General features: G+C 58.0%; 2 protein-coding genes and 1 pseudogene. 2 read left to right on the forward strand and 1 reads right to left on the reverse strand.

Features of this window, described 5'->3' with window-relative positions; all coding sequences use genetic code 11:
• The first annotated feature begins 399 nt into the window (after window positions 1-399).
• Window positions 400-1,905 (forward strand): IS21 family transposase, encoded by a 1,506-nt coding sequence (gene istA / locus AB4Z23_RS26960; protein WP_416333332.1) that lies wholly within the window; start codon window positions 400-402, stop codon window positions 1,903-1,905.
• Entirely contained in the window at window positions 1,902-2,795 is an 894-nt protein-coding gene (gene istB, locus AB4Z23_RS26965; RefSeq protein ID WP_035197805.1) for an IS21-like element ISRel5 family helper ATPase IstB, read from the forward strand. Before istA ends, istB begins: the two co-directional genes overlap by 4 nt.
• A 51-nt stretch (window positions 2,796-2,846) precedes the next feature.
• Here the strand turns inward: istB and AB4Z23_RS26970 are convergent.
• A pseudogene (locus AB4Z23_RS26970) lies at window positions 2,847-3,248 on the reverse strand (Mu transposase domain-containing protein); the annotation flags it as partial.

The raw sequence follows: 3,248 nt of genomic DNA on the forward strand, positions 1-3,248 counted from the left end.
GGAGCAACGCCGCGGATATTACGGCGTGACGGGCGTGGCGATGAGCATGTGTCTGAAGTCCTAACGCCTTGAAGGGTTATGAACCAGCGGCCATGTTATTAGAAATTTCCTGTGTAATAGATCCACTAGGCGAGCCAAGCACTTGGCCGGGCTGGCATGACTGATTTCTGGTGGGAGYGGAATGTCAGCTAGCATTGTGACGCGGACATTAGGGACCCGCCTGTTTAGCGGCAATCTCGATGAGAATCAGCGTCATTCAGGATGAGACTCGCGCCGGGGTGTGACGGAGGGAGGGCGTAGCCCGATCGTAGTCATACCTCGGCGTGGCGCAGATTTTGGCGTCTCAAGATCGCGGTCGGTCCGGTACATTTTCGGTTTTCTGTATTGGAGAACCAGTTTGTGCCGGGTCGCCATGTAACCGATCATCAGATGAGACTCTTCATGAAGTATCGACAAACGCATTCCGTTGAGGTTGCCGCTGCAAAAGCGTCAATCAGCAGGGCCACGGCCTATCGTCTCGGCAAAGAGACGCAACTTCCATCTCAAAGCAAAGCGCCACGCGAGCGCCGCCGTCCTGATCCTTTGGAGCCGATATTCGAGACAGAAGTCGTCCCGCTCCTCAAGGCAGCACCTGGCATCCGCGCTGTCGCTGTCTACAACGAGATGCTGCGCCGGCATCCAGACCTTTCTGAAGGTATCCGTCGCACGCTCGAGCGACGCATCCGGTCGTGGCGTGCTGTCCATGGCGAAGCGCAGGAGGTAATCTTCCGCCAGACGCACGAGCCGGGCCGGCTGGGCCTTTCTGATTTTACCCACGCCAGCGGCCTTGGTGTAACGATCGCCGGCGAACCGCTTGATCATCTGTTTTATCACTTTCGGCTTGCCTGGTCCGGCTTCGAACATGCCCACGTCATTCTCGGCGGAGAAAGCTTTGTCGCTCTGGCTGAAGGGCTCCAGAATGCCCTTTGGTCTGTCGGCGGCACGCCGCTTTATCATCGAAGCGACAGCTTGTCGGCTGCATTCCGCAACCTTGACGCCGATGCCAAGGTCGATCTTACACACCGATACGACCAACTTTGCGCTCATTATCGAATGACGCCGACACGCAACAATAAAGGCGTCGCCCATGAGAACGGCTCGATCGAAAGCTCCCACGGTCATCTCAAAAACGCCGTTCATGATGCCCTGCTGATGCGAGGCACCACAGACTTCGATGATCTCACTTCTTACCGCGCCTTTGTCGACGAGATCGTCAGCCGTCGCAATGCTGCCCATGGCAAACGCATTGATGCGGAACGATCCCATCTGCAGGCGCTGCCTGAGCGTCGCACGACGGACTTCGAAGAGATCGTAGTGACGGTATCGCGCACCGGTGGTTTCACCTTGCGCAAGGTGTTCTACACGGTGCCGTCCCGGTTAATCGGCCACAGGCTAAGAGTTCGCTTGTTCGACGATCGGCTGGATGTCTTTGTCGGAGGTACGCACCTGATGACGTTGCGCCGGGGACGTGGCCACGCTGACGGGCGGCACGACCAGGTCGTCAACTACCACCACGTCATCCATTCCCTGCGCAAAAAGCCGATGGCGCTCCGGGGCCTCGTTTATCGCGACAAGCTTTTTCCGCGGGAGGAATATCGCAGAGCTTTCGAGGCCCTCATCGAACAACTGCCTGACAAGCAGGCTTGCAAAATCACCGTAGAGCTTCTGGCGCTGGCTCATGACCGCGGCTGCGAACGCGAACTTGCCGAAGAATTGGCCAGGACACTCGATGCCGGTGACCTACCCGATCCAGCCGCCATGCGAACGCTCTTCGGCCCGGATCCAGCCGGGCTGCCTACCGTTCATGTGCAGCTCGCATCGCTCACCGGTTATGAGGCATTGATCGGGAAGGGAGAAGCCGCATGAAGAACGCCCACGTCATCGATGAAGCACGGCTCAGCATCATGCTCAATGAACTTCGGCTGCCGACAATCAAAACCCTGTGGCCACGATTTGCTGAACAGGCAGATCGGGAGGGTTGGCCAGCAGCTCGCTTCCTGTCGGCGATTGCCGAGCACGAGCTGGCAGAGCGTGCCCATCGCAGGGTTGAACGGCATCTCGCCGAGGCACACCTTCCGCCCGGAAAGACATTGGACAGCTTCGCCTTCGACGCTGTACCCATGATCTCAAAAGCGCAGGTTATGGCAATAACTGCCGGCGACAGTTGGCTCGCCAAGGGAGCGAACATCCTCATGTTCGGTCCGCCCGGCGGAGGAAAGAGCCATCTTGCTGCCGCTATCGGCCTTGCGCTGATCGAGAACGGATGGCGGGTCCTGTTTACCCGGACAACCGATCTTGTGCAGAAGCTCCAGGTCGCCCGCCGCGAACTGCAACTTGAGTCAGCAATCGACAAACTCAATAAGTACGACCTGCTAATCCTCGATGATCTCGCCTACGTCACCAAGGACCAGGCGGAAACAAGCGTACTCTTCGAGCTGATCTCAGCGCGATACGAGCATAGATCAATCCTGATCACTGCCAACCAGCCGTTTGGAGAGTGGAACCGGATCTTTCCAGATCCTGCCATGACACTCGCAGCAGTCGACCGGCTCGTACATCACGCCACGATCTTCGAGATGAATGTCGAGAGTTATAGGCGCAGAACGGCCCTTGAGGAAAAACGCCAACGGGGTCGACCAGCTTCCTTCGCGACAATCAAAACCTCGGCGCAGGCTGTCGCGGAGCGGCAATCAGAAAACGAAGAAGAACTTGTCAGCGACAATCAGCGTGATAACTTGATCTCGACCGCGACCTAAGAATCTCATCCAGATTGTCGCCAGCGTCTCATCCTGATTGCCGCGCTACACATGGGAGCGATCGATGACGCGACGATGCTCACAGACGATCTGGCCTTCCGCAGCAACCACGACACGATCCGGATAGACCCGCAGGCTCACCGGTCGATTGGCGAAGGATGCCGGGACGCTGTAGCGATTGCGCTCCAGATGGACGAGGCAGGTCGGCGTGACCCGCTTGGTATATTCGACGAAGCCGTCGAACGGGCGGGAAACCGGCATCAATGCCAAGGCCTCCTCGGCCCAGATGTCGGCAATGGTGCCGCGCATCTGTCCGTGCGGGGTCTTTGTCCAGAACTCCTTGCACCGAAGCTCCAGCCAGTCGTTCAGGGCATCCAATGATGGAAAGCGCGGAACGGGTTGGAAGAAGCGATGACGCGCATCCTGAACGTTCTTCTCGACCTGCCCTTTCTC

It is taken from the genome of Agrobacterium sp. MCAB5 (assembly GCF_052114365.1).
GTDB lineage: Bacteria > Pseudomonadota > Alphaproteobacteria > Rhizobiales > Rhizobiaceae > Agrobacterium > Agrobacterium tumefaciens.

Coding starts and splice junctions, on each gene's coding strand:
- istB (WP_035197805.1), top strand. CDS start 1,902: ATGAAGAACGCCCACGTCATCGATGAAGCACGGCTCAGCATCATGCTC.